The sequence below is a fragment of the Methylomonas rhizoryzae genome, assembly GCF_008632455.1.
GTDB classification, from domain to species: Bacteria; Pseudomonadota; Gammaproteobacteria; order Methylococcales; family Methylomonadaceae; genus Methylomonas; species Methylomonas rhizoryzae.
In genome coordinates, this window is the sequence record NZ_CP043929.1 from 1,132,183 (window position 1) to 1,154,699 (window position 22,517).

The following is a 22,517-nucleotide window of genomic DNA, read 5'->3' on the forward strand; positions in this document are numbered from 1 at the left end:
AGCAGGCAAGGCGGATAGGTTTTCGCCATTGTTGTCCTTACATCCTGGCCGAGACCGCACAAAAAAAGGTTTTCAGGTATTCGGTCTCCGGCATGGCCGGCAATATAGGGTGGTCGGGGCCCTGGCCGCAGGCGGCGACGAAAGTCAGATGTCTATCGATGTGTTTGGCCGAGCCGCGCAGGATTTCCTGCAAATCCGCCCGATGTAAATGATGAGAACACGACGCCGATACCAGCAAGCCGTCGTTGGCCAGCACTTGCAGCGCCAATTGATTCAGGCGCCGGTAGGCTTCGTAGCCGGCTTGATAATCTTTCTTGCGTTTGATCAGCGCCGGCGGGTCCAGCACGATGGCGTCGAAATGTAAATGCTGATCGCGGGCTTGTTTCAAAAACTCGAACACGTCGCTACGCACGCATTGCAACCGGTCGCCGACTCCGTTCAAGGCCGAGGATTCCTTGGCCAGACTTAAGGCGTGTTCCGAGCTGTCGACGCAAGTCACTTCGTCGGCTCCTGCCGCGGCCGCGGCTATACCCCAAGCGCCGGCGTAACTGAATAAATCCAGGACCTTGAGTCCTTTGCTCCAGCCCGCTAATTGCGCCCGGCTGACTCTGTGGTCGTAAAACCAGCCGGTCTTTTGGCCGGCGGCAATATCGGTTAGGTAGCGGATGCCGTTTTCTTCGATCAGTACGCGCTCGGGCAAGGTGCCGTGGGCCAGTGCCGTCTCCAGGCTTAGATTTTCCACTTGCCGCTGGCTGTTGTCGTTTTTCAGCAAAATCGCTTGCGGTGCTATCAGCTCGATCAGGACTTTGAGTAGCACCGGCTTCAGGTTTTCCATGCCGGCCGTGGTGATCTGCACCGACAGTACGCTGTCGTAGCGATCGATCACCAAGCCCGGCAAACCGTCGCTTTCGCCGTAAACCAGGCGGTAAAACGGTTTGTCGAACCAGCGCCGGCGCAATTTCATGGCTTGTTGCAGCCGGGAACGGAAAAATTTTTCGCCTATGCTGCTGTTGGGTTTGCGTGTCAACAGCCGGGCGCAGATCAAGGCGTGCGGATTGACGTAAACCACGCCCATCGGCTGGGCGCTGCTGTCGTGCAATACCGCTAAACTGCCGGGTTCGAATTGTTCCAGCGGGCTGCGTTTGCTGTCGATTTCGTTGCTAAATACCCATAAATGGCCTTGTCGTAAGCGTTTATCTTCGTGTTTTTTTAAAAACAGAGCGGGGTAAGTCATCGGAATTATATCGGCGTTAGGCTAAAACCGGCGGGTTCGATGGCGGGAATGACCAAAGCCAGTTGTATGTGTAGTGATTGTTGCGGGGTCCACAGCGCGTTACCGCCGAATTGCCCGGCGGGAAATATACGTTCGGCGACGGTGCGGCCGGTCAAATCGGTCACGGCCAGTTTCAAATCGGGCAAGGCTTGGTTGACCGCGGCTTGGTTGGTGAGTACCGCACTCAGCTTATAGCCGGAGGCCAAATAAGGTTTGAGTTCGGTGTGCGATACCGACCAGGCCGAGGGATTGCGATACGCCGGCAGGTTAAGGCCGAATCGGGCGGATAGTGCTACAAGATCGGCGTATAGGTAGGATTGCTGCCATGATGGGCCGGCCTTGAAATAGACGAATTGTAAAATCAGCACTAGCAACAACCAGGCATTACCGGCCAGCCACGGCCACTGTGCGTTGGGCCGGTCGTGCTCCGGCAGGTCGATCGGGGCGGCGGCTATCGGGTTTATCCGTTCGCCGGCTTCGTCGCTCAAACTCGGTAACGCGTCGAACGCACGCCGGCAAGCGACGCAGGTTAACAAGCCCCGCGTTTCTCGCAATTGTTGGGTACTGACCGGTTGCTGCCGGTCGCAATGCGGACAGCGGCTAAACATGTCAAGCGGGTTTTCGGGCGTCCAGGCGGCACCAATCCTCCAGCCGTACCGGTTCGGAAACCGTTAGGCCTTGGGCGCGATAGGCTGCGGCCACCATGTCGGCCTGGTCGTGCAAGATGCCGGATAGCACCAGATCGCCGCCGGGTTTGACCAGGGCGGCTATGGTGGGGGCTAGTTTTATCAACGGATTGGCGAGAATATTGGCGACCACTACGTCGGCGGGTACGCCGTGAAACTGCTCCGGCAGGTAGTAGGCGATTTTGTCGGCTACTCGGTTTTTATCGGCGTTGTATTGGGTTGCGGTGAGGGCTTGCGGATCGATATCCACACCGTCGGCCCGCTCGGCGCCTAGCAATATTGCGGCTACGGCCAGGATGCCCGAGCCGCAGCCGTAATCGATCAGGGTTTTGCCGGCAAGCGGATGGGCGGCCAGCCATTCCAAGCACATCGCGGTAGTGGGGTGGGTGCCGGTACCGAAGGCTAAGCCCGGGTCCAAGGTCATGCAAATTTGCCCCGGTTGATTGATTTCTTGGCCGCTGGGGCAGACCCAAAATTTGCCGGCAAATTGCATGGGTTGAAAATAGTCCATCCAGGCCCGTTCCCAGGCCTGGTCTTGAATGACTTCCGCTTGCCAATACGCTAGAGGGCGGCCGATAAATTGATTGAACAGCAAGGTTTGTACGACGTCCGGGTCGGTATCCAATTCGAACAATGCAGTCACCCGGGTGTGGCTCCAGATTTGGGTTTGGTCGATAGCGGGTTCGTAAACCGGCTCGTCTTCGGCGTCGCTGTAAGTGACCGAAACCGCGCCTAATTCGCTGAAAAAATCCGACAGTTCCGGAGCGGTTTGCTCGTCCGTGACGATGGAAAGCTGGTGCCAGGCCATAGTGCGGGAGATGGAGATAGGTCGGCTGGAGCGAAGTATCCTACTCCGCTCCAGCCGGTTATTAGTGGATGCCCAGTTTCTTTTCCAGGTAATGGATGTTTTGGCCGCCTTCGACGAAGGCGGAATCGTTCATGATGCTTTGCTGCAACGGAATGTTGGTTTTGATGCCGTCTATGACCATTTCGCTCAGAGCGGTGCGCATTCTGGCGATGGCGCTGTTGCGGTCGTCGCCGTGTGCGATTAATTTGCCTATCATCGAATCGTAGTAGGGCGGAACTCGGTAGCCGTTGTAGATATGGGTTTCGCAGCGGATGCCGGGGCCGCCGGGCATATGGAATTGTTCTATGGTGCCGGGGCAGGGTATGAACGTTTTCGGATCTTCGGCGTTCAGCCGGCATTCGATGGCATGGCCGGTAAAACGCACTTGTTCTTGGCTGATGGACAGCGGTAGGCCGGCGGCGATGCGTAATTGCTCTTTGACGATGTCGAAACCGGTGATCATCTCGGTCACCGGATGCTCCACTTGCACCCGAGTATTCATCTCGATGAAATAAAACTGGCCTTTTTCGTACAAAAATTCGAAGGTGCCGGCGCCCAAATAGCCGATTTCACGGCAGGCTTGGGCGCAACGTTCACCCATCTTCGCTCGTTGTTCTGCGGTGATACCGGGCGCGGGCGCTTCTTCCACCACTTTTTGGTGACGGCGCTGCATGGAGCAATCGCGTTCGCCCAAGTGGATCGCGTTGCCGTGCGAATCGGCCAACACTTGAAACTCGATGTGGCGCGGGTCTTCCAAAAACTTTTCCATGTACACGGTGCCGTTGCCGAACGCGGCCATGGCTTCGCTTTTGGTCAGGGAAATTGCGCCGATCAAGGCTGCTTCCGTGTGTACCACCCGCATGCCGCGGCCGCCGCCGCCGCCGGCGGCTTTGATGATGACGGGATAACCCACTTCGCGCGCGAGTTGCAAATTGGCGTCGTCGTTATCGCTCAAAGGCTCGCCGTTGCCGGGGACGCAGGGTATGCCGGCCGCGAGCATGGCTTTTTTGGCGGAGATTTTGTCGCCCATCATGCGGATGGTTTCGGGTTTGGGCCCGATGAACACAAAGCCGCTTTGGCTGACTTTTTCGGAAAAGTCGGCGTTTTCCGATAAAAAGCCGTAGCCGGGATGGATGGCTTCGGCGTCGGTGACTTCCGCGGCACTGATGATGGCCGGGATGTTCAGATAGCTTTGCGCCGACGGCGCGGGGCCGATACAGACGGCTTCGTCGGCCAGACGTACGTGCTTCAAATCCCTGTCCGCTTCGGAAAATACGGCGACGGTTTTAATGCCCAGTTCGCGGCATGCGCGTAATACGCGCAGAGCAATTTCGCCGCGATTGGCTATGACTATTTTTTCGAACATGACTATCCCCCTGTTAGCGTTTATTCGATCACGAATAATGGCTGACCGTATTCCACGGGATGGGCATTCTCGACCAAAATTTGTTTGATTTTGCCGCTTTTATCGGCTTCGATTTGATTAAGGATTTTCATCGCTTCGATGATGCACAGGGTCTGACCGGCGGAAACCGATTGGCCGATTTCGACAAATGCGGCCGAGCCGGGCGACGCCGAGCGGTAGAAGGTGCCGACCATCGGCGATTTGACCACGTGACCACTGATTTTTTCTTCCGCCGGAGCGGCAATCGGAGCGGCGGCTGCCGCAGGTGCGCCGGTCGGAGCGGCTGTGGCAAGCGGTGCGGCGTGTACAACCGGGGCCGTAGCGGAATACCGGCTAATGCGAACGGATTCTTCGCCTTCTGAAATTTCTATCTCAGCAATATCGGATTCCTCGATAAGATCGATGAGTTTTTTTATTTTTCTAATATCCATTGTTCTGAGTTCTCTCGTGTAAGATCTGATGAGCGGCTTGAAAAGCCAGTTCGTAACCGCGTGCACCCAAGCCGCAAATAACGCCTAAGGCGATATCCGAAAAGTATGAGTGTTGCCTGAAAGGCTCGCGGGCATGCACATTGGACAAATGTACTTCAATGAATGCAATCTTGGTGGCCAGCAAAGCGTCGCGTATCGCTACGCTGGTGTGAGTAAACGCGGCCGGATTAATAATGATGAAATCGACCTGGTCGTGGTACGCTTGATGTATCCGGCCGACGATTTCGTGTTCGGCGTTACTCTGAAAAAATTGTAAAACATGGCCTAAATCGTTTGCCATTTTCTCCAAACCGGCGGCAATGTCTGTAAGGGTTTTATGACCGTAAAGTCCGGGTTCGCGTACGCCTAACATATTCAAATTAGGGCCGTTCAAAACGGAAATCGTTGCCATGGAAATGCCGAACAATGGAGGATTTTTAAAACGGGAATTCTGCCTAAATTGTGGAATTTTGTCCAGAACTTCCCCAAATTGACGATTAATTATCCGGAAAGTAGTGATTTGCCTAAGGTAGGTAATGTAACTTGCGCTTGCCGACGCATTTATTGTGTAATTTTGCATAACCGGCATAGGTGGGCGAAATGATGGGATTTTTATACTTTGCTGTGAGCGCGGTTTATTGTGCGGTCGGTCCTGCGCGTTCGCAGGATCGAATGGAATTTGTGGAGCGAGGGGACATGCTTTATGAAAACCATTGCCGGGATGCCTGCTCGTGCAAATAAACCGTTGGCAACGTGTGTTGGCTTAGATTGGAAAAACCGGAGATCGATCAGATGCCGTTATCTCAACGATCGGTACTGCCATTATCGCTAAGTTGTTATCTGAAGGTGACGGCTGATGAGACGCCTGTCCGTGTTGTGGAAGCTTAAATGGTTGTGCGTCATTCTGGTCATGATGACGTTGGACTTTAGTCCTTTTCCAGTCTCGGCATTGCTGTTTTTGTATATTTTTCTATTCAAGCCTTTATGGTTTAAGGCATTTGTCGAGCGCTTATATGAGTGAATCAGGCTGCGGAGCTAACGTCAAACCAATCCGTATTTGATCGGATAGCCTGGTATTCGACACCATCGTTATTCTCAATGTGCATTCGGACTACGGGAAAGCCGGTTTCGTAGCGCGAGTCCGGCGTTAATTTCGGGATAGAATATCCGGCTGAATTTTCGCTCCGTTTAAACTAAGCGCACGTGTTCGGATCAAACCCGTAACTTCTGATTTGGATATAAGCGCCGTGCGTTCATCGTCTTTTTGCCAACAGTTCTGCAAATCTGCGGTTTTAAGCCGGAGATAATTTGCCGGGCCCATTCAACAACAGTCCTTCGTCACTACCGTGCATTCCTCCAATAATTCAACTCGAAAGATTCGTATCCTTCATCTTTTAACCTCTACGGCGGGTGGGCTCGGCCAGTCGGTGTTAACTTTGCTGGAGCAGTTGGATGCCAGCCGTTACGAACTGGTTATCGCCTTCGGTCCCGGTTACCCGTTAGACCAAGAGTTTCAGAAAACCGGCTATAGAGTGGTGGTGTTGCGTTTCGAGCGTTGGTTAAAAGCCAAAAACGTTTTGGGGTTTTTCGATTTATGTCGGTTTTTGCGTAAAGAGCGCTTCGATATTATCCACGTGCATGGTGGTAATGAGGTAGGCATATTGGGACGTATTGCCGCCGCTTTATTTAGTCGGGCCCATCTGATTTATTCGTTGCACGGCACGCCTACCGTAGACCGTCTGGCTTTACCGATTCGCGCGGTCATTCGGGGATTCGATCTTGTGTTGGATAGAGTGACGGATCGCTATATAGCGGTCTCCCGGCATATAGCACAGCGTTACTTGGATAAAGGCATCGGGCGGGGGCGCATGACTGTGATTCATCACGGAATCCCGATATACAGTGAAGAGCCGCAAGGCGAGGTCAAGGACTTAAGAAAAGAATTGGGTTTGGCAGGCAACGTCAAATTGATAGGCACGATAGGGTTGCTGGAAGAGCGCAAAGGTATCGAATATTTGTTGCAAGCGGTTCCCGAAGTGGTACGGCAGTTACCGGATTGTCGGTTTTTGATCATAGGTGCCGGGCCGCTGTTGGATTCGCTGCGAGCCTTGAGCGAAAGTTTAGGCGTAACGGAGTCGGTCTTATTTTTGGGTTGGCGAGACGATGCCAAGCAATTGATCGATTCGTTCGATGTGTTATGTCATCCGGCACTTTCCGAACCTTTCGGATTGGTTTTGTTGGAAGCGATGGTGCATTACAAGCCGGTGGTGGCGTCTGCAGTGCAAGGGATACCCGAAGTGGTGGCTGACGGTGAGACCGGTATTTTGATTCCGTCCCGAGATCCGGCGGCAATCTCTCTGGCGTTGCTAAAAATATTGAATTCTCCCGACTGGGCCGCGCAATTAGGCAATAACGGGCACCGCCGAGTCGTCGAGCATTTTTCTTTGTCCCACATGGCGCAGCAATACGAAGCTGTCTATCGGCAGTTAACTGCGTGATTGCTGCATTTCTAAGTTATTTCTAGGCGAGAAATTGAGATGAAAACAATAAAAATACCTTTCGGAAATCAGTTACGCCGTAATGATTGTGGCAACGGGATAGTCGGGCTTAAGGGTCGCGTGCTTGTTTCAGCTTTAGCAGTCTTGATTTCACTGTATGGCTCATCGGTTGTAGCGGCCAATATTACGATAAAAGGTGACCAAGCCATGACGCATTTGCCCAATGTGCAGGGGTTCTTGCATGGTTTCGACGATGTAAGTTACGACGAAAAGCGGGTCAACATGGTCATGATGAATGAGTTACGCCCCAAGTTTTGGCGAATCGGTATGACCGACAAAGCCGGGTTGAACCATATCCTCGCCAAAAAAGTAAATCCGAATCAAAAGATTACTTTGGTGGTTAGCGATCAATTGGCGGTGATAAAAGGCAGCTACCAAGCGTTAAAACCCTGGGAGAATTGGAATGCTTACCAACAATTGGTGCGCGATCTGGTATCGCTGTATAAACAGCACAATCTGAACATCGATTATTGGGACGTTTGGAGCGAGCCCGATACCACTGCGATGTGGTCGGGTTCTTGTGCTCAGGCTATGGAAACCTTCAAGCGGACGTTTGAAGCGATACGCTCGGTGGATTCATCGGCCAAAATCGTCGGTCCTAGTGTCAGCGACATTAATAGCAAAGGGGCGTGTGGTGATTCATTTTTCGGCCACTTTTTGAACTACGTTGCCGAACAAAACCTGAAATTCGATGCAATATCCTGGCATGAATTCAATCATCCGGAACAATTGCCGGCCCAGGCCGAGGTGATCAGGCAGTTTTTCGCCAAGCATCCAAGTCTAGGTATGCCGGAAATGCACGTTAACGAGTATTCAGGGCCGTTGGATGCGCCGATAGCCGGTTGGGCGGTAGGCTGGTTGTATTATTTGGAAGCGGCTAATCTGAATTGGGCAACTCGCGCCTGTTGGGGGCAGGGCTGCCAAGCGGGATTGGATTGGTTGTTTACCAAGAACACTGCCACCACCCCCTTATACTGGGTGCATCAAAGCTATGCAAATTTACCGTCAATGCGCTTGCGTAGCGTCACCGATACGCCAAGCGTTGTAGCAATGGCAGGTAAAAACGACGCCAAGCAAGAGTTGAGTGTGTTGGTTGGCAGGTTTTCCGGCAAGCAGGTATTCGGTGCCGCGGAGAATGTTACTTTGGTGATAGAAAACTTTCCTTACCATTTGAATTCGGTAAGTTATACGGTAAAGCGTATCCCGAGAACCTTGCAACCTACCCAGGAATTGGTGGCCCCAATACCCGTTAGTAACGAAAACTTGCCGGTCACTAATTCCACCGTAACCCTGAGTTTGCCGGCATTTCAGGACGGTGATGCTTATTTATTATCTTTGAAAGCCGTTCAATAAGGAGGTTTCTGCAGAGGTGGTGCTTAGATCGCGCTTCTACATTTTTGTCGGGGCGCATTGCAAAAGCGGGGATTTTTGTTGGAATCGGAGAGAAGTCATCCAGCCGCTCTGCTGAAACTTGGACGAGCAGTCAAGCGCGTTAGAAAAAGGCTTGCAGGATGCTTACCATAACGCCGTACTCATGCGATGGATGAGGGCATAGATGACAGCGCTTTGGCGATTGTGCTGCAAAGCGATGGCGGAATGTTGGCGTCCCCACGGGGGTTCGAACCCCGGTTACCGCCGTGAAAGGGCGGTGTCCTAGGCCACTAGACGATGGGGACTAGTGATGTTTGAAGTGCAGTGGATAATTTCTAGCCAATGTTGGCGTCCCCACGGGGGTTCGAACCCCGGTTACCGCCGTGAAAGGGCGGTGTCCTAGGCCACTAGACGATGGGGACAGGACTATAAGTTATCAAATTAACTACTTGGTGGAGCCAAGCGGGATCGAACCGCTGACCTCTTGCATGCCATGCAAGCGCTCTCCCAGCTGAGCTATGGCCCCGTAGTTGAGACTGGTCATTATACAGAGCTTGATTTTTTTGTCCAGAGATTTTTAACTGTGACGTAATGTGAAGGTTACCGGTCCGTCGTTGATCAGCGAAACTTGCATATCCGCTCCGAAACGTCCGAATTGCGTTGATGGATGGACCACTGCAGCGCGCTGTTGCAAGTAAGCAAACAATTGCTGCCCTTTCTCGGGCGGTGCAGCTGAGGCAAAGCTGGGACGATTACCTTTTTGCGTATCGGCGGCTAACGTAAATTGGGGAACCAACAGTAAAGCGCCTTGGATGTCACGCAAGCTCAAGTTCATTTTTCCGGCGTTATCGGGAAAAATGCGGTAGTTGAGTATTCGTTCCAATAGTCTGTCCGCTTGTGTCTTGTCGTCGAACTTTTCCACTGCGACCAAACCCATAATGCCGCGGCCTATGACGCCGATATCGATACCGTCTACGGTCACTTTGGCTTCGGTTACGCGTTGGATGATGGTAATCATTGCAGACTTTGCGGGTGGTTATCGAAATGCGCTAGAAGGGTAAGTTCAATGGCTGGCCGGTAACATTGAAGCATAATCTCCGCTTACGATGCGTTTAAGGTTGTCGGTTTTCAAGCAATATCGGTAAATCCAAACTTCCAGATCAGTCCCGTCGGCTAAGCGGGCTATTTTTCGACAGCGTTCATATTCATGCGGTTGCGGATGGCGCGGCGTGCATTCTTCGTATGTGTCCAATAACGCAAAAGTGGGTTGAGGATGCAACAAACGGTAGACTTCACCACGGACTTTGGCTTGGTCATGCTTATTAATAGCGCAAACCCAACCCGGGTAAGCGCCTAAATCGTAGAGGTTGCCGGGTACGGTTGCTTCTGCCATGAATTCGCTATCCCGGCGCAGGTAAGGATGTAAGCTGCCGTCGTTTGCGCGGCGTAACGTGCCGTATACGAAAAGGTGATTCAGCATGATCGGAGAGCAATGCAATGTTGAAAAACGCTTGCAATTCACTTAGGTTGCAGCACCAAGATTTTGCATTACAGGGCATCCGGCTAAAGCGGGTTTGGCGCGGCTGTGCCTTGCTGGAAAATTAATAGCGTATATCTATCAAATAATACCGGGTTTGTTGTGCTCCAACACCTATTACGATTTCGTCGTCCAAGGTTTTCTTCAATAATGCACGCGCCAATGGCGAATCTAAGCTGATCAAGCCTCCGGATGTGTCGATTTCGTCGGCACCTACGATGCGATAGGTGATTTCTTCGCCATCCATGGTTTCTAACGTGACCCAGGCACCGAAAAACACCTGCTGTTGATTGCCGGGTTTCTCGGCAACGACGGTTAGCGAAGGTAGGCGTTTTTGCAAATAATGAATGCGGCGGTCGATTTCTCGGAGCTCTTTTTTGCGGTAAATGTACTCGGCATTTTCCGAACGGTCGCCTTCCGCAGCGGCTGCGGCGAGTGCGGCGGTCACGTGCTTGCGCCGTTCCCACAGGGCTTGCAATTCGGTTTCCAGCTTTTTATAGCCTTCAGCGGTGATGTAAGGCGAGGATTTCGGTTTGGGCGGTCTCCAACGTGACATGCGGTTCCGTGATGCGGTTATAATGGGGTTTTGAATCTAGCGGACAAAGCTCATGCAAATTACTGATAAAACGGCTGTTTCCATCCATTATACTCTAACAAACGTCGACGGCGAGGCGCTGGATAGTTCGAGAGGTGCCGAGCCGCTAGTGTATTTGCACGGCGCGGGCAATATCATTGCCGGATTGGAAAATGCCTTGACCGGTAAAACCATAGGCGATGTTTTCGATGTCAGCATTCCACCTGCGGAAGCGTACGGCGAAGTGGTACCGGAAATGACCCAAGTGGTCTCCATCAAAATGTTCGAAGGCATGGACGTGGAAGTAGGCATGCAGTTTCATGCGGACGTCAATTACGGAAGCGGCGTGATTACCGTAACCGAAATTAACGGCGACGACGTAACGATTGACGGTAATCATCCTTTGGCCGGCGAGACGCTGAATTTTGCCGTAGAAGTGATCGACGTTCGGCCGGCAACGGCTGAAGAGTGGGCGCATGGCCACATTCATAGCGGCGGATGCCAGCATTAATTAGCCTAGAGCAGCATTTTAACGCCATTGAGATATGAAATTTCATCCTTGCATAGACCAGTGCACGAAAGAAGGTAGCCATTGCGAAGGTTGCGGGCGCTCGCATCAGGAAATTGCCGGAACCAAGCAAATCGTGCAAGCTGCCGTGCAGTTCATCCGCCAGCAGGATTACGAAAATCCCGACGAATTCGTTGCCGCCATCGCTAAAAGCATTTTAAAAAAATTGCAAAAGCCGGTGTGAGTTGCGAATCCGGATAGACGTGAACTGCCTGTTGCAATTTTCTCGGCCTAGCTTTTGTTCTTAACATTAAGTTACAGCACCCTGCGATTCGGCGGCGCGACGGCTCGCGCTGCCCGGTTTTTTTATTAAGCGGATTTCATGGCTATGAACCGCATAATGGCTGTTAGTTTGTAATTCCGTGACTCTAGGTCTATGCTCTGTCCCGATGCAAGGATGATAAGCGCTTCACATTATCCCATGCCGGCGAGTGGCTTGCCCAAGTCTAATTTCACAGTCAATTCTTTAGGTAAACCTCTATGGCCGACGCGGTTTCGCTCAAGGATTTAATCGAAGCATTGGCCGGTTCGGTAATTTCCGCGCAAGATCGTATAGAACAGCATCAGATAGCCAAGTTGGCTCAATATTTCGATGCGAAATCCAATCGGCCGATTTCCGTCAATATAAAGCTGCCGGATTTGTCCGTCGGTGCGGATGAAGAAGACGAAGTCGACATCAGCATACCGTTATTGGCTTTGGTGGGCTGTTCCACGCTGTCAATCAAAGCGATGGACGTGGAGTTCGACGTGGATTTATCCGATGTGGGCGATCCGGAAGATGTCCAACATCCGCCTTCCGCTCAGGAAGGTGAAAATCAGACTTGGCACAATTTGAAACCTTCCAAATCGATAGGTGTGGACTGGCGAGCGGCTGGCAGTAAAAAAATGGCGCGTTTGTCGCTCAAAGTCGAAGCGCAGGAGCCTACCGAAGGCATGGCAAGGCTGATTCAGCGGCTCAACAAATTAATTTAGTCCCGGAAATCACACAAGAGGTGTAGTCATGGCAGTAGCAGATCAGTTTAGAGGTTTACCAATGGCGGATTTGATAGGCGGTCCGCTGATTGCCGCGAGCGACGCACAGGTCACCTTGGCCAACGCGACAGCGTCGTTTATTAAAACCGTCGGTTTTTTACCCAAATACACGAACGGTCAGTTAGACCAGAACGACCCTTACGGCGACATTCGCACGGCGAAATTCAAATACAACCGTCCGGTGGGAGCGGCGACGCCGGGTGACAACGGCTTGGTACCGACCGAAACGGTGGAATTGGAAGTGCCTTTGCTGGCGATAGTTAAAATTCCGTCATTGAGTATTACCAGCGTCGACATTACTTTCGACATGGAAGTAAAAAGCTCGGAAAGCTCTAAAGAGACCGATTCCAGGTCCGGAACGTTGGAAGCCGAGGCGTCGGTAGGCTGGGGGCCGTTTAAAGCCTCGGTAAAAATCAGCGGTTCGATTTCTTCCGCGAAAGAACAAGCCCGTTCCACGGATAGTTCCGCGAAATACCATGTGGAAGTTCACGCGAAAGACAGCGGCATGCCGGAAGGATTATCCAGAGTATTGGACATGATGAATGCGTCGATAGCGCCTAAGTCGGTATTGCCGGCACCGGCAAACAATGGTACGCCCGCTAATAATCAGGCTAACCGCAATGTCCAACAACCGGCGACTCCGAATGGATAAGGTTCGGACGACGGGTTGACGGTTCTTTGGAGGCCAGCCTATCGCCGGCCTCGCTCGGTTTCCGGGGCCTGCGGTTACAAGTTTTGCGATCAATAGGTTTAACGTTAGCGTTCATGTTCGATCTAACTGATGTCAGTTTCGTAAAACGTATCGTTGTCGGTAACAACGATCCGGAGCGTATGCAATCCGAAGCTGAAATTCAACAGGCGGCTGCCTTGTTAAACCGCTGTTTAAGCGAGCCGCCCAAGGGGCGCATCATCGGCATAGAGAAAACCTTCAGCATTCTGAATATCGGCGAACATCAGGTGGTACTGCAATGTTTGATCTATCACGTCGGTTTCTCGCGTAAACCTTATTGGTTGGAGGACACTCAGTAATGCAATCGGTTGCCGAGGATAACGGGTCTTGAAACAAGCGATCGCGACCTTCGACGATTTTTTGCGCGGCTTGCAACGTGAAGTTAGCTTGGCGCAAGCGGCTTTGCAAAAAAAACACGAGAGTTTGGTCAGGCGCTATTTCGACTTGCAAGCGGACGGCCAATTAAAAGCGATTAATTGGAAGGTTGAAATAGCCGATGCTAATGCCGCGGACGGCGAGGCTATGGAACTGCCCCTGCTGTCTTTGCTGCCGCTTACCCGGCATAAAGTGACCGAAGTTAGTTTGGAGTTTGCGGCCGACATCGTCGAAAACCGCACTAAATCCAACAGCGGTCGGGGAGCGTTAATGGTGGTGATAAAAAGGCGCCGATTTTGGAGTAAAGGCGGGCAACGCAAAATTAAAGTGATGTTAATCGGCGATCAGCCCGGCCGGGTAGAAGTGTATTTGGACGGGGTTTTGTTTAAAACCGTCGATGGGGCGCGAATTGCGTCGGAATTGGAAGGTTAAGCGGATGGGATGTTGCAAACGGGCCCTCTAAATGGCTAAAAACGATGAGTTTGCTTTTCAGTTGTCGGAGCAAGACGAGCAATGCCTACGTGCGATTATGGCTGACAACAAGATTACGCCGTCTCGGCCTTTAAATCTCGATTTGCTAGGCTATAGCTTGTTAGCGGTAGCGTTGGCCTGCGGACTTTTTTTCTTGAAAGACAGTGTCTGGTTGACAAGCTGGGCCGGCGACTTCGCGGCGTCAATACGCAATGCTTGGGGTAGTGCGAGTCTTCCTAATTGGCTTTGCGAACCATAAGCATCAATAAAACGGTACCATCGACAGGAGAAAGCGATGACGACATTCAAGTGTCAACCCAAAATAGCCGCCATTGGCATAGTCTGCGCAATGACGGCTGTGGTGGCCTACGGCAAGGATTCGATGGTAGGAGTTTGGTCCGGTCAGGTAGCCGGCAAGACGAACAGACCGGTCTCTGTCACGTTGAACATAGAGCAAGACGACAGCTTGGGTCAGGCTGCGGGTAGCATTGAGTATGGCTTGCCTTGGCAATGCAGCTTGAATTTGCAATACGACGGCGAACGCGAAAGTAACGGCGCGAAGGTGTTCTCTTTGTCCATTCCGCTCATCGCGGCCGCGCCGGGGCCGCACTGCCAAGTCTTGATCGGCGGTTTTGTATCCGTTTTAACAACGGACTCGGGGACTTTATCAACCCTAGTCGTAACCCGCTACAACGACGTCAAAGACAAAACTACACTAACCCGCCGTCCATAGGCGATTTCCAGCGAAAAACTATAGTCAACCGACGGGTCTTTTGTCCGGTTACAACGCTCGAAAACACCTACTTAATGCCACTACTATGAAGCTCTTTTTGAGCTGGTCGCCGCACCCAAATGGCGTCTTCGAGGGTGTGCATTCTTGGCAGCGGCTTTAATCATTCACCGAGCGGGGGACTTGTGTTATTCCCCTTTGCCTCCGCTAGCCGGAGCAATGTCCAGTTTGCACTGTCCGCGAAAATAATCCCATGCCAAGCAACGCTGTCCGGTATCGGGGTTTAGGCACCAAGTATCGATAGGGACGCCGTTACGCATCACGGCTTCGGTTTTCCAACCGTCTGCCAGACATTTTTGGACGGCCGGGTTAGGCATGCGCTGCGCAGCCGCGGGCTGCGCAGCGTAAGGTGGTGCCGAGCATGCCGATAACAGCAATAACACACATCCTGCCGCAATCGAACAGGGCCGCGGCAACGTGAGTGCGATCATTGCGCCGCTCCCGGCATCGCTTGACGCTGTGCTGCCGGGAACACGGCTTTGTCGGCGGAATCGACATGCTTTTTAAACAAGTGTTGCGCGGTGCGTTGCATTTTAGGCGCTTCGGTGCTTTGGGTTTTGTTAGTGTCCAAAAAGGTTAAGGTGCGATTGCCGTCGGCAGTTTGGGCGATGCGTACTTTTCGTGCTTTAGCGAATTTATCGGGCAGTTTTTTACCGTTGTAGGCGCTATGACTGCCCGAGCTAGCGGTAGCTGCTGCCGTCGATTTTGCGGCGATTGCGTTCGCGGTTTTGCTTGCGCCGCTTTGCGCTGCACCGAATAGCGAATTTACCGACACATAACCCCAGGAATACGACGTGTTGTTTAGCTCGTCGGATTCCGCCACTACATTTTCGTCGTCTATCCACAGCGCCATGTAGTAATAGCCGTTGGGAATAAAATTGCCGTTCGCATCCAAGTAGAGATCGAAGAGGTAGGGGTTGCTATCGTCGCGATAAAACAGGTAGCCGGCCTCCAAAGTAGAGGAGGTGCGGTCGCTTACCAGTTTGTAAGTGTTGGCTGAGCTATCGGGTAAGAATTCGGAATCGGTTAGGACCAGATTAATGTTCCAGCCGGCTGTGGCGGTAGCGCCGCCGTTGTTGCTGACTTCGTAAGTCAATTCGCCCAGGCCGCTGTAGTCGTCCCAAGATGCATACCACGTGTCTATACTCAGGTCGGCCGAATTGTTGGATAAGCTGACAATTGCGCTTGCGGGCGAAACATTATTGTTTTCGTCGGATTCGCGCACATCGTTTTGGTCGTCAACCAGTAGAGCCATGTAATAATCCCCGGGCTCCAAAGTTTGCGGAATCTGAAATTCGATACCGTTGCCTTCATCGATACTGCGGTATGCGCTGCCGCCCGTGTCCATGCTAAACGGTATCGCCTCGTAGACTACGTAAGTGTCGTTGGCGTTGATGATTGAATCGGTTGAAAGCAGCAAGCTGACGGTGATCCCACTGGGTGCTTCGCCGGTTCCGCCGTTCAGAACCTCCCATTCCAGTTCACCGTGGCCGCCGATGTTATAGTCTAAGTCGGCGCTCCAGTTCTTGATTTGCAAATCCGGCAAATCGCCGTTATCGGGAGGCACGGGATCAGGCGTGGGTGTGACGTCGCCGTTCGGACCGTCTTCCAAAATCCACATTTGGAACGTGACTTGCGGGAAAAAATCGTAAGGCATCCAGAAAAAGCCGCCATCGCCCCAGCCGGTCCCCCAGGAATTGATCACTTTCACGGCTCCGCCGACTTTGTTGTTGTCGTAACCCACCGCAGTGACGGCGTGACGGCCGTGCGGTCCGTTATTATTGCCGTTGGTAGAGTTGTAGACCGAGTTTTCCCCTTTCAAGTTATAAAATTGATCGTAAACCTCTATGCCCAACACGACGGGCTTGCGTTGTGCCAGTGCACCCTTCAAATCGCTTAAATTGCTTAAGGTACTGCGTTTTAAGGCTTTAAATTTGGAGGCTTGCTCGAAGGCGGCTTGGCTGGGTGTCGCGGTAAAATCTTGGTCGGTATACGGCATCCGGTCCAGGGTTGCCGCACCTTTTTCGATGATCAAGTCCAGCGCATCGTAGATTTGTGAACCGTTGTCCTGACCACCGTTGATTTGGTTATAAATAAAAGCCGGGCTGAACAAGTGGGTATTGGTATTTAGTGACCAATTCATCTCGGCTTGTTCTTGGTAACTTTTCAATGCGTAACCGGTAGCCCAGGCGACGCAACTGCCTTGCTGGCCTTGGTCGCCGGGTGTGGGGAAATCGCCGCTAAGATCCACCGCTTCCGGCTCGGTCGGCGGAGCGCCGGGGGCACCTAACAAGTTAGAAGCCAAATGCGAGCGGTCGAAGGTCGAATAGGTTTTAGCGTCGACCTCTTGAGCGCCGGTGCCTTTGTCGTCGCTGCCTTGTTCTACGTTTATCAGCACATCGGCTGTGGCGCTGTAGACTTTGCCGTCGGTGACTCGATAAGGCAAAGTGATTTGGCCGGTAAAGTTAGGGGCTATGCTGACGTAAAGTACCCCGGATTGCGGATTTAAATAAGCAAAGTCGTAACCGACCCCGGAGATGTCGGCGCTTAAGTCATAATTTAACGTATCGTTGTCCGCGTCATCACCGATCAGTTGGGGCTGTAAATACGGAACTGCTGGGTCGGCGTTAAAGCTTAAGGAATGCGCCCTAGGTATTTTGTTGCCGGCCGGCCCTACTCCTATTTGTGTTTCTACACTGTTGTTGCTGGTATCCGCATCCTTTTTATGAAACTTGACCGACGAAACGCTGCTGAATTCGCCTAGGGAGCTGCCGGTCAAAGCGACTGTCCAGTTTTTACTTTCGCCCGGACGTAGGCGATTGGTTCTGCAGGTTAATTTTTTCAATCGTTTGGCTCTTTTACTGGCGAAACGACAGCCTTTCGAGGCGGATTGAAAGGTCGTGTTATCCGGCAATTGTTGGGTAACGACTATGGTCCTAGCCACTTTGCTGCCAATGTTGTCCACATTGACCGACAAATTTATCGTATCGGCTTGGCTAACCACGCTCGGACTGGCGATTACTGTTAGTTTTAAATCGGTGCCAAGTGCCAACGCGGACTGATGGGCAATTGACAGTAAGCCTAGAAACAGTATTGAGCTTGCTTTCATGGGTGCCTCCACTGCGAGAGAAGTGCGAGCGATAGGTTGCGATAACCGAATGTTATACGAATAATTTTATGCGTTAGTCTAATCTGCAAACAGGCGATTGCAAATCGAAATCTCTTAGTTTGTACAACGCGTCGATTACGATGATTTTTCACATGAATCACTGTTGACAGTTACTTAACCGATAAGCCTCTTGCTTGCTACCTTTTTTAGTGGGTGTAACTTCAACTAGATAGCGGTCGATTAATTCGCCTGATGTCGTTCTTTCTGCTTCGCTACGATCTACAGAAGTGGCCCCATTGGTTTGAACAGTAAATCGATGATTTAAAGTGAAATCCCTGCCATGGTTTAGGCGGCCAACTTGAGGGTTGGCACCCCATCGTTATACGCCTGATGAGGCGTTTTTCGTTTCAAACTGGAATGCGGTCGTTCGTGGTTGTACCACTCGAAATAATCCAGGATTGAAGCGCGGGCTTGGCCGACGGAATCGTAGGCATGCAGGTAAACCCGCTCGTATTTGACCGATCGCCATAGGCGCTCAACAAAGACATTATCCCGCCAAGCACCCCGACCGTCCATACTGAGCAGACAGCCCTGACCTTTCACGGCATCGACAAACGCCTTGGCGGTAAACTGGCTGCCTTGGTCAGTGTTGACGATATCCGGCTTGCCGTAGCGCTTGAAAGCCTGTTCCAGCACGTCCACCGCATGACAGGCTTCCAGCGTAATCGCCACCTTGGCGGCCAGGACTTTGCGAGTGGCCCAGTCGACGACCGCCGTTAAATACGCGAATCCTTTGGCCAGCGGGATGTAGGTGGTATCCAGCGCCCAGACCTGATTGGCACGGTTGATGGTCATGCCCCGCAGCAAGTAGGGATAGATTTCATGCCCCGGCGTCTTCTTGCTGGTATTGGGTTTGCAGTACACGGCTTCGATGCCCATTTTCGCCATCAAGGTTTTCACATGCTTGCGGCCAATCGGGATGCCTTGCCGATTCAGCTGATCCCGTAACTGGCGAGCGCCCATGAATGGGTGTTTCAGGTGCAGTGCGTCGAGTCGGCGCATGATGTCAACTTCGCGCTCCGGAACCGGCTTGGGCAGGTAGTACACACTGCCGCGACTGATGCCTAATAGCTTGGCCTGCCGACCAATCGGCAATTTGGATTGACGGTCGATCATCGCTTTGCGCTCAGCAATCCCGCCTGGGTGAGCGCGCCTTCTAAAAAATCGTTCTCCAATGTCAGTTGACCGATTTTCGCGTGTAGGGCTTGCAGATCGACGGGGGGCGATTCCGGCTCCGCGGGCTTCCCAAACACCTCGGCGGCCCGCTCGCTCAGCTGCTTCTTCCAATCGACAATCTGATTTTGATGAACCTCGAATTCCTGGGTCAACTGCCCCAAGGTTTTATCGCCCGCCAAGGCCGCCAGGGCGACTTTGGCTTTGAAGGCCGGTGAATGTTTTCTTCGCGGTTTTTTAGACATCTTCTGCTCCATTGCTTTGTCCTTACGGACGTTCAAAAGTAGCAGGTCTTTCACTTAATCGGTTGTTCAATTTTTCGGCACCACCTCTCTACAAAACAGCCATGGTCAATTTGAGATTCGATTGATCTTGCCCATTGTTCAGCAAGAGACTTACTAGAAAATGATTTGCTTATTGGGCTTTCACCCTTGCGTCTAACTTGTACTTGCCAAGAACCACTTGGTAGCTTTCTGATGGTTGCCATAGCCGTTTTATCCTGTTCACTGTGAATGATTTGTGAACGAAAAGCTGCTATGCGCTGGTTTTAGACTATTTACTAGCTATAACCCTTTGATTTTAATGGTGCCGGCAATAGGAATCGAACCTACGACCTTCGCGTTACGAGTGCGACTTTAATAAAAAATCTCGGTAATCACCGACTAAACTAGTTAAATAAGTTCAATTACTTATTTCTGTTTTGCTATCGAGCGTTACCGAGTAAAAACGACGTTTTTTATCAGCTAGTGGATCATCAGTGGATCATTGAAATATAATCTAAGCCACAAATAAAACGGGCCTGGAAGTGCTACCAACACTTACCAAGCCCTGACCGATTCACTTAACACTGCAAGTTAAGCAATGGCTAAAAGTATCATATCAAAATGCCGATTGCTGTCCCAAGGGGGAAGCGTTGGCGAGCATCACTAAACGTACCAGCGACGACGGCGACGTTTCGTATTTTGTCCGGGTGCGGCTTAAGGGCTACCCGCTACAAACGGCCACCTTCAAACGCCTGACCGACGCCAAAAAATGGGCCGCTTCGACCGAAAGCGCCATTCGGGAAGGCCGCCACTTCAAAAGCACCGCAGCTAAAAAACACACCTTCGCGGACGCAATCGAACGCTATATTCGCGAAATTCTACCGACCGAATTTACCAGCGTCGAACAACGCAATCGGCGGCCAATTCTGGAATGGTGGGCTTCACAGATCGGCCATTGTGTGATGGCGGACTTATCGACCGCCACCTTTGCCGACTGTCGCAACACTTTAGCAACCACAGGCGGGCGTAAGGGGCGACCATTGGCGGCGGCCACCATCAAAAAGCATTTTGTTGTGGTCACGGATGTTTTAAAGCGGTGCGTTAATGAATGGCACTGGCTGGAACAATCCCCGCTGAAAGATGGCGGCGTTAAATTGCCCGAACTGCCGCGCGGTATCGTGCGCTTTTTAGACGATGCCGAACTCAACCGGCTGACCATCGCTTGCAAGGAATCACCAAACCCTTTGCTTTATCCGGCCTTTGTTCTGGCCATTTCAACCGGGATGCGGCAAAGCGAAACGATGAACCTGTTTTGGCGGGAGCCAGAAACGCCGCCGACCGAAACCGCTTGGGGCGTGGTCAATCTGGCGGAATCCTGCATCATCCTGCACGAAACCAAAAACGGCGACCGGCGGCGGGTACCGTTGGCTAGTCAAGCCCTGGCCGAGCTGCAAAAACTCAACAAAGTTAGGCGCCTGGATTCGGCGTTAGTGTTTCCAAGTCCTACCCACCCAAACAAACCGGTTGAACTCAAAAAAGCCTGGCTAAATGCCCTGAAGCGGGCCGAGGTAAATAATTTTCGCTGGCATGATTTGCGGCATTGCACCGCGTCTTATCTGGCGATGGGCGGCGCGTCCATGGTCGAAATCGCGGCGGTACTGGGGCATAAAACCCTAGACATGGTGAAGCGTTATAGCCACCTTTCAGACGGTCACATTGCCAACGTGATTGAACGGATGAACAGCCGGATATTCGGTACAACCCCATGAACAACAGGTACAACATGAATTCCATTCCATTCGACACCCTGGAATTTGCCAACCGCCTAAAAGCCGCGGGCTTTAGCGACGACCAAGCCCAAGTGTTAACCGAGCTACAGCGTAGCGCCACCGACAGCACTCTTGAGCAGGCACGGCATGATTACCATTTGGACGACGTAGCCACCAAGCGAGATTTGAAAGAGATTGAAACTGCGTTACGCCATGATATTGAAATGCTCAGAGCCGAAACCGGCAAACAAATCGCGGAAACCGGCAGGCAAATAGCAGAAACCAAGGCCGACTTAACCCGCTGGATTATCGGCGCAGGTTTTCTGCAAACGACCTTGATTATTGGCGTATTGCTGAAAATAGCCCACCTGATTTAACGCTACGGAGAAGCCGCCATGATGACTTTGGAACTAGACGACGAAACCGCCGACGTACTTAACCAGTTAGCGACCGAACAACACCTAAGCCCGGCGCAATTGGTCAAGTCCGCCTTACTGGCGTATCTGGAAGACTGCCAAGACAGCAAGCGCGCCGAAGCCGCTTATCAAGCCTATTTGGACGGCGGCAAGGTTTATCGATAAATATTAAGGGTGTGTGATGGCCGGATACGAATACAGCCGTGAAGAAATCACTATCGATGCCCGCGCCCATGGTTGGGATATTTTCAAACCTGACTGGGACTATCTACAGTCTTTCCCGGCACTTTCATTGTGTAGCTTGGTCGGCCTGTCGGTTGGGCTTAGTCCTTGGTTTACCCGGCCTGATTGGGTTTTTCGCTGTGCGAAGCCTTATTTCGACGGCAAACGCGATCCTGATTTTGATGAGGCAGTTACCGAGCAAGACAGCGCCAAGGCCGAGGCGTTAGGGCTGTTTCTTAAACGCATTCATATCGCCGTAGGCAATCTTGCGCCAGCAGGGTCATTAAACTCTATTAGCGGAATCCCCCAAGGTGAAGCAACCTTTGTAAACGTGGCTGAGTTTCTGGCGTTTGCCGGGCGGTTGGGTTGGGAATTGCCGGAAGAATTTAGGCGGTTTGATGCTGAGCATGATTTAAACTATTCAGCCCACGAAGCAAAAACACCGCTGGAAACTAACGGTAAAACCACTAAAACGAATCAACTGCATGTCTTGATTTGGCGAGTGTTCTTGGCACTTAAATCCAAGGGAGGTAAGCCAACAGCCCAAGACATTTGGAATGAGATACGTTTTCGCCATTCTGAACACGATGTAGATAATATTATTCAAGAGGTAACAGCGGATGTTATTGAATGGCGTTCTTGTTATGGAAATGAGTCAATCTTAAACCGCGGATCGTTTGATAAAACGCTTTCAAACCTGAAGAAAAACCCACCTTTTTAAAAAATATTTACCGCTAAATTTACCGCTAAGCAATTTTCTTACCGGGTAAGTTTGACGGTAAAGCCCTCTCTCAATAATCCACCCCAAGCCGGGTAAG

Annotated in this window: 26 protein-coding genes and 3 tRNA genes; 14 read left to right on the forward strand and 15 right to left on the reverse strand. The window is 51.8% G+C overall.

Annotation, left to right across the window (positions count from 1 at the left end):
• Nucleotides 1-37: 37 nt before the first annotated feature.
• From F1E05_RS05255 to aroQ, 6 genes are all read right to left on the reverse strand, one after another.
• Entirely contained in the window at nt 38-1,234 is a 1,197-nt protein-coding gene (locus tag F1E05_RS05255; protein ID WP_150047297.1) for a class I SAM-dependent rRNA methyltransferase, read from the reverse strand.
• Between the two features lie 5 nt (nt 1,235-1,239).
• Complete coding sequence (locus F1E05_RS05260) at nt 1,240-1,881, reverse strand: zinc-ribbon and DUF3426 domain-containing protein (RefSeq protein WP_150047298.1); 642 nt, start codon at nt 1,879-1,881, stop codon at nt 1,240-1,242.
• Nucleotide 1,882: 1 nt separating this feature from the next.
• Nucleotides 1,883-2,767 carry a 50S ribosomal protein L11 methyltransferase gene (gene prmA, locus F1E05_RS05265; protein WP_150047299.1) on the reverse strand — a complete coding sequence of 295 codons (885 nt, stop codon included), beginning with the start codon at nt 2,765-2,767 and terminating at the stop codon, nt 1,883-1,885.
• A 61-nt stretch (nt 2,768-2,828) separates the two neighbouring features.
• Entirely contained in the window at nt 2,829-4,172 is a 1,344-nt protein-coding gene (gene accC, locus F1E05_RS05270; protein WP_150047300.1) for an acetyl-CoA carboxylase biotin carboxylase subunit, read from the reverse strand.
• A 20-nt stretch (nt 4,173-4,192) separates the two neighbouring features.
• Nucleotides 4,193-4,642, reverse strand: a complete 450-nt coding sequence (accB, locus tag F1E05_RS05275; RefSeq protein ID WP_150047301.1) for an acetyl-CoA carboxylase biotin carboxyl carrier protein — start codon at nt 4,640-4,642, stop codon at nt 4,193-4,195.
• Nucleotides 4,632-5,093 (reverse strand): type II 3-dehydroquinate dehydratase, encoded by a 462-nt coding sequence (gene aroQ, locus F1E05_RS05280; RefSeq protein WP_150047302.1) that lies wholly within the window; start codon nt 5,091-5,093, stop codon nt 4,632-4,634. Before aroQ ends, accB begins: the two co-directional genes overlap by 11 nt.
• A 444-nt stretch (nt 5,094-5,537) precedes the next feature.
• On the opposite strand from aroQ, the gene F1E05_RS20205 reads away from it, so the two are divergent.
• The 3 genes from F1E05_RS20205 to F1E05_RS05290 all read left to right on the forward strand — a co-directional run bounded on the left by F1E05_RS20205 (nt 5,538) and on the right by F1E05_RS05290 (nt 8,592).
• Complete coding sequence (locus F1E05_RS20205) at nt 5,538-5,702, forward strand: hypothetical protein (protein WP_190303255.1); 165 nt, start codon at nt 5,538-5,540, stop codon at nt 5,700-5,702.
• Between the two features lie 325 nt (nt 5,703-6,027).
• Entirely contained in the window at nt 6,028-7,179 is a 1,152-nt protein-coding gene (locus F1E05_RS05285) for a glycosyltransferase family 4 protein (protein ID WP_269473496.1), read from the forward strand.
• A gap of 207 nt (nt 7,180-7,386) precedes the next feature.
• A complete protein-coding gene (locus F1E05_RS05290) occupies nt 7,387-8,592 on the forward strand; it encodes a GH39 family glycosyl hydrolase (RefSeq protein WP_190303257.1) in 1,206 nt (401 codons plus the stop codon).
• Nucleotides 8,593-8,839: 247 nt separating this feature from the next.
• Here the strand turns inward: F1E05_RS05290 and F1E05_RS05295 are convergent.
• From F1E05_RS05295 to greB, 6 genes are all read right to left on the reverse strand, one after another.
• Nucleotides 8,840-8,915: transfer RNA gene (locus F1E05_RS05295), tRNA-Glu, on the reverse strand.
• Between the two features lie 41 nt (nt 8,916-8,956).
• A tRNA-Glu gene (locus F1E05_RS05300) sits at nt 8,957-9,032 on the reverse strand.
• Nucleotides 9,033-9,060: 28 nt separating this feature from the next.
• Nucleotides 9,061-9,136: transfer RNA gene (locus F1E05_RS05305), tRNA-Ala, on the reverse strand.
• Nucleotides 9,137-9,187: 51 nt separating this feature from the next.
• The gene (gene dtd / locus F1E05_RS05310) at nt 9,188-9,628 is read right to left on the reverse strand and encodes a D-aminoacyl-tRNA deacylase (RefSeq protein ID WP_150047305.1); all 441 of its coding nucleotides are present in this window, start codon (nt 9,626-9,628) and stop codon (nt 9,188-9,190) included.
• A gap of 45 nt (nt 9,629-9,673) precedes the next feature.
• On the reverse strand, nt 9,674-10,090 hold the full coding sequence (locus F1E05_RS05315) for a gamma-glutamylcyclotransferase family protein (protein WP_150047306.1): 417 nt from the start codon (nt 10,088-10,090) through the stop codon (nt 9,674-9,676).
• 121 nt (nt 10,091-10,211) lie between these two features.
• Nucleotides 10,212-10,703, reverse strand: coding sequence for a transcription elongation factor GreB (gene greB / locus F1E05_RS05320; protein ID WP_150047307.1), 492 nt, complete (start codon nt 10,701-10,703; stop codon nt 10,212-10,214).
• A 52-nt stretch (nt 10,704-10,755) separates the two neighbouring features.
• On the opposite strand from greB, the gene F1E05_RS05325 reads away from it, so the two are divergent.
• The 7 genes from F1E05_RS05325 to F1E05_RS05355 all read left to right on the forward strand — a co-directional run bounded on the left by F1E05_RS05325 (nt 10,756) and on the right by F1E05_RS05355 (nt 14,630).
• Nucleotides 10,756-11,232 (forward strand): FKBP-type peptidyl-prolyl cis-trans isomerase, encoded by a 477-nt coding sequence (locus tag F1E05_RS05325; protein WP_150047308.1) that lies wholly within the window; start codon nt 10,756-10,758, stop codon nt 11,230-11,232.
• Nucleotides 11,233-11,266: 34 nt separating this feature from the next.
• Nucleotides 11,267-11,473 (forward strand): DUF1289 domain-containing protein, encoded by a 207-nt coding sequence (locus tag F1E05_RS05330; protein WP_150047309.1) that lies wholly within the window; start codon nt 11,267-11,269, stop codon nt 11,471-11,473.
• A 296-nt stretch (nt 11,474-11,769) separates the two neighbouring features.
• Nucleotides 11,770-12,261 carry a DUF2589 domain-containing protein gene (locus F1E05_RS05335; RefSeq protein WP_150047310.1) on the forward strand — a complete coding sequence of 164 codons (492 nt, stop codon included), beginning with the start codon at nt 11,770-11,772 and terminating at the stop codon, nt 12,259-12,261.
• A gap of 28 nt (nt 12,262-12,289) precedes the next feature.
• A complete protein-coding gene (locus F1E05_RS05340; RefSeq protein ID WP_150047311.1) occupies nt 12,290-12,973 on the forward strand; it encodes a DUF2589 domain-containing protein in 684 nt (227 codons plus the stop codon).
• Between the two features lie 113 nt (nt 12,974-13,086).
• Nucleotides 13,087-13,350 carry a hypothetical protein gene (locus F1E05_RS05345; protein WP_150047312.1) on the forward strand — a complete coding sequence of 88 codons (264 nt, stop codon included), beginning with the start codon at nt 13,087-13,089 and terminating at the stop codon, nt 13,348-13,350.
• A gap of 28 nt (nt 13,351-13,378) precedes the next feature.
• Nucleotides 13,379-13,858 (forward strand): DUF2589 domain-containing protein, encoded by a 480-nt coding sequence (locus F1E05_RS05350; protein WP_150047313.1) that lies wholly within the window; start codon nt 13,379-13,381, stop codon nt 13,856-13,858.
• Between the two features lie 334 nt (nt 13,859-14,192).
• Nucleotides 14,193-14,630 carry a hypothetical protein gene (locus tag F1E05_RS05355; protein WP_150047314.1) on the forward strand — a complete coding sequence of 146 codons (438 nt, stop codon included), beginning with the start codon at nt 14,193-14,195 and terminating at the stop codon, nt 14,628-14,630.
• Nucleotides 14,631-14,815: 185 nt separating this feature from the next.
• On the opposite strand, the gene F1E05_RS05360 is transcribed toward F1E05_RS05355, so the two are convergent.
• From F1E05_RS05360 to F1E05_RS05370, 3 genes are all read right to left on the reverse strand, one after another.
• A complete protein-coding gene (locus F1E05_RS05360; protein WP_150047315.1) occupies nt 14,816-15,118 on the reverse strand; it encodes a hypothetical protein in 303 nt (100 codons plus the stop codon).
• Nucleotides 15,115-17,796, reverse strand: a complete 2,682-nt coding sequence (locus tag F1E05_RS05365) for a C1 family peptidase (RefSeq protein ID WP_150047316.1) — start codon at nt 17,794-17,796, stop codon at nt 15,115-15,117. Before F1E05_RS05365 ends, F1E05_RS05360 begins: the two co-directional genes overlap by 4 nt.
• Nucleotides 17,797-18,141: 345 nt before the next feature.
• Nucleotides 18,142-19,274, reverse strand: a protein-coding gene (locus F1E05_RS05370; protein ID WP_232056670.1) for an IS3 family transposase whose coding sequence is annotated in 2 segments (ribosomal slippage) — nt 18,142-19,013 and nt 19,013-19,274 — 1,134 coding nt in all. Because the reading frame shifts where the segments join, the coding sequence is not laid out codon by codon here.
• Between the two features lie 668 nt (nt 19,275-19,942).
• Here F1E05_RS05370 and F1E05_RS05375 point away from each other — a divergent pair.
• The 4 genes from F1E05_RS05375 to F1E05_RS05390 are packed head-to-tail and all read left to right on the forward strand — an operon-like array spanning nt 19,943 to nt 22,420.
• Nucleotides 19,943-21,061 (forward strand): tyrosine-type recombinase/integrase, encoded by a 1,119-nt coding sequence (locus tag F1E05_RS05375; protein ID WP_150047317.1) that lies wholly within the window; start codon nt 19,943-19,945, stop codon nt 21,059-21,061.
• 14 nt (nt 21,062-21,075) lie between these two features.
• Nucleotides 21,076-21,438 carry a CCDC90 family protein gene (locus tag F1E05_RS05380; protein ID WP_150047318.1) on the forward strand — a complete coding sequence of 121 codons (363 nt, stop codon included), beginning with the start codon at nt 21,076-21,078 and terminating at the stop codon, nt 21,436-21,438.
• An 18-nt stretch (nt 21,439-21,456) separates the two neighbouring features.
• Complete coding sequence (locus F1E05_RS05385) at nt 21,457-21,642, forward strand: ribbon-helix-helix domain-containing protein (protein ID WP_150047319.1); 186 nt, start codon at nt 21,457-21,459, stop codon at nt 21,640-21,642.
• Nucleotides 21,643-21,658: 16 nt separating this feature from the next.
• Complete coding sequence (locus F1E05_RS05390) at nt 21,659-22,420, forward strand: hypothetical protein (protein ID WP_150047320.1); 762 nt, start codon at nt 21,659-21,661, stop codon at nt 22,418-22,420.
• Nucleotides 22,421-22,517 lie beyond the last annotated feature (97 nt).

Coding starts and splice junctions, on each gene's coding strand:
- F1E05_RS05255 (WP_150047297.1), bottom strand. CDS start 1,234: ATGACTTACCCCGCTCTGTTTTTAAAAAAACACGAAGATAAACGCTTA.
- F1E05_RS05260 (WP_150047298.1), bottom strand. CDS start 1,881: ATGTTTAGCCGCTGTCCGCATTGCGACCGGCAGCAACCGGTCAGTACC.
- prmA (WP_150047299.1), bottom strand. CDS start 2,767: ATGGCCTGGCACCAGCTTTCCATCGTCACGGACGAGCAAACCGCTCCG.
- accC (WP_150047300.1), bottom strand. CDS start 4,172: ATGTTCGAAAAAATAGTCATAGCCAATCGCGGCGAAATTGCTCTGCGC.
- accB (WP_150047301.1), bottom strand. CDS start 4,642: ATGGATATTAGAAAAATAAAAAAACTCATCGATCTTATCGAGGAATCC.
- aroQ (WP_150047302.1), bottom strand. CDS start 5,093: ATGGCAACGATTTCCGTTTTGAACGGCCCTAATTTGAATATGTTAGGC.
- F1E05_RS20205 (WP_190303255.1), top strand. CDS start 5,538: ATGAGACGCCTGTCCGTGTTGTGGAAGCTTAAATGGTTGTGCGTCATT.
- F1E05_RS05290 (WP_190303257.1), top strand. CDS start 7,387: ATGACGCATTTGCCCAATGTGCAGGGGTTCTTGCATGGTTTCGACGAT.
- dtd (WP_150047305.1), bottom strand. CDS start 9,628: ATGATTACCATCATCCAACGCGTAACCGAAGCCAAAGTGACCGTAGAC.
- F1E05_RS05315 (WP_150047306.1), bottom strand. CDS start 10,090: ATGCTGAATCACCTTTTCGTATACGGCACGTTACGCCGCGCAAACGAC.
- greB (WP_150047307.1), bottom strand. CDS start 10,703: ATGTCACGTTGGAGACCGCCCAAACCGAAATCCTCGCCTTACATCACC.
- F1E05_RS05325 (WP_150047308.1), top strand. CDS start 10,756: ATGCAAATTACTGATAAAACGGCTGTTTCCATCCATTATACTCTAACA.
- F1E05_RS05330 (WP_150047309.1), top strand. CDS start 11,267: ATGAAATTTCATCCTTGCATAGACCAGTGCACGAAAGAAGGTAGCCAT.
- F1E05_RS05335 (WP_150047310.1), top strand. CDS start 11,770: ATGGCCGACGCGGTTTCGCTCAAGGATTTAATCGAAGCATTGGCCGGT.
- F1E05_RS05340 (WP_150047311.1), top strand. CDS start 12,290: ATGGCAGTAGCAGATCAGTTTAGAGGTTTACCAATGGCGGATTTGATA.
- F1E05_RS05345 (WP_150047312.1), top strand. CDS start 13,087: ATGTTCGATCTAACTGATGTCAGTTTCGTAAAACGTATCGTTGTCGGT.
- F1E05_RS05355 (WP_150047314.1), top strand. CDS start 14,193: ATGACGACATTCAAGTGTCAACCCAAAATAGCCGCCATTGGCATAGTC.
- F1E05_RS05360 (WP_150047315.1), bottom strand. CDS start 15,118: ATGATCGCACTCACGTTGCCGCGGCCCTGTTCGATTGCGGCAGGATGT.
- F1E05_RS05365 (WP_150047316.1), bottom strand. CDS start 17,796: ATGAAAGCAAGCTCAATACTGTTTCTAGGCTTACTGTCAATTGCCCAT.
- F1E05_RS05380 (WP_150047318.1), top strand. CDS start 21,076: ATGAATTCCATTCCATTCGACACCCTGGAATTTGCCAACCGCCTAAAA.
- F1E05_RS05385 (WP_150047319.1), top strand. CDS start 21,457: ATGATGACTTTGGAACTAGACGACGAAACCGCCGACGTACTTAACCAG.
- F1E05_RS05390 (WP_150047320.1), top strand. CDS start 21,659: ATGGCCGGATACGAATACAGCCGTGAAGAAATCACTATCGATGCCCGC.